The sequence below is a fragment of the Desulfotruncus arcticus DSM 17038 genome (assembly GCF_900113335.1).
In the GTDB taxonomy this organism is placed as follows: domain Bacteria; phylum Bacillota; class Desulfotomaculia; order Desulfotomaculales; family Desulfallaceae; genus Desulfotruncus; species Desulfotruncus arcticus.
Genome location: NZ_FOOX01000055.1, coordinates 1 through 1,534 on the forward strand (window position 1 = coordinate 1; position 1,534 = coordinate 1,534).

Here is a 1,534-nt window from a genome sequence, read left to right on the forward strand (position 1 = left end):
TGACCCGTACCCCTTTTGATGGACAGTAAGAACACGTAGTATACTAGAAATTGAAAGGGGCAAAAAATATGGCAAGGCAATACAGTACAGAATTTAAAATGGAAGCTATAAAACGAGTAGAAGCTTCCGAAGGATCAGTGGCTTCTGTTGCAAGGGAATTAGGTATAAAAATCAACACGCTACATGGTTGGTTAAAAAGATATCGTGAAAAGCCTGAAGGGCCATTCCCTGGTAGTGGTAAGTTAAGCCCAGATGATGAATTGATAAGAAAACTTGAGCGCCAGGTCCGGGATCTTCGAGAGGAAAATGAAATCTTAAAAAAGGCGGCAGCTTACTTCGCGAAGAACCTGAAATAAAAAGGTTTGAATTCATCAAAGCTAACCGTAATAAATTCCGGGTGGCGAAGCTGTGCAAGGTGCTTAGTGTTTCACGAAGCGGCTATTATGCATGGGAGAATCGCCCAAAAAGTGCAAGAGATGCCGAAAATGAATTAATCAAGGAAAAAATTAAGTCGATACATAGGAAAACAAGACAAACTTACGGCTCTCGTAAAATTACTCAGGAGTTACGCCGTAAAGGTCAATTAGTTAATCACAAACGTGTGGAGCGGCTTATGAAACTTGAGGGCCTAAGGTCTAAATTAGCTAAAAAGTATAAGGCAACAACAAATTCAAAACACCACCTACCAGTGGCAGAAAACATTTTAAACCGAGAGTTTACGGCAACGAAGCCCAATATGAAGATGGTTAGCGATATAACCTACCTGTGGACAGAAGAGGGCTGGCTTTATATAGCTGCGGTAATGGACCTATGTGGCCAAAAAATAGTTGGGTTCTCAATGAGTGATCGAATGACGAAGGAGCTTGTTATTAATGCTCTTGATAGTGCCTGCAGAAGGTATAAGCTACCCCAGGGGGCATTAATCCATTCTGATCGCGGATCGCAGTATTGTTCAAATGATTATCAAAATTACCTTAAGCGGCATGGATTTATCTGCAGCATGTCTCGAAAAGGGAACTGCTGGGACAATGCCCCTATGGAAGCCTTCTGGGGAAAAATGAAGTACGAGTGGCTCTGTGAACAACGTTTTCGAACTCGTGAACAAGCCCGTGCCGCAGTATTTGAATATATGGAGATATTTTATAACAGGCAGCGGTTACATGAGACCAATGGCTATCTTACACCAGAGGAATATTACTCTGCCGCAAGGGCTTCTTAAATAATTAAAATATGGCGGTCTCCAGAGGGAAGGGGAATTTCTCTATAGTCACAATGCCACAACAAGTAGCCGCCGCTTGCGGTCGGAGCGAAGCGGAGATTCTTGACTTCATGTGCTAGGCTAAAAAACCCCGACCGCAGACAATTATTTTTTGGCGTATATCCGTCGGTCGGGTACCTTTAAATTAGCACATGGAGTCAAGGACGGCAGTGAAAGTTCTACAACCTTTTGGTGATTTGTCAAAAGATCAAGATATTCTATGAAAAATGAAGTAATACTTATGTTTTGTGTGTCTATTTAACGGGGGACGCCGCA

General features: G+C 42.4%; 1 protein-coding gene. It reads left to right on the forward strand.

The genetic code is table 11. The features are described 5' to 3' along the window. Window positions 1-68 precede the first annotated feature (68 nt). Window positions 69-1,219, forward strand: a protein-coding gene (locus BM056_RS25505) for an IS3 family transposase (RefSeq protein WP_238456670.1) whose coding sequence is annotated in 2 segments (ribosomal slippage) — window positions 69-327 and window positions 327-1,219 — 1,152 coding nt in all. Because the reading frame shifts where the segments join, the coding sequence is not laid out codon by codon here. Window positions 1,220-1,534 lie beyond the last annotated feature (315 nt).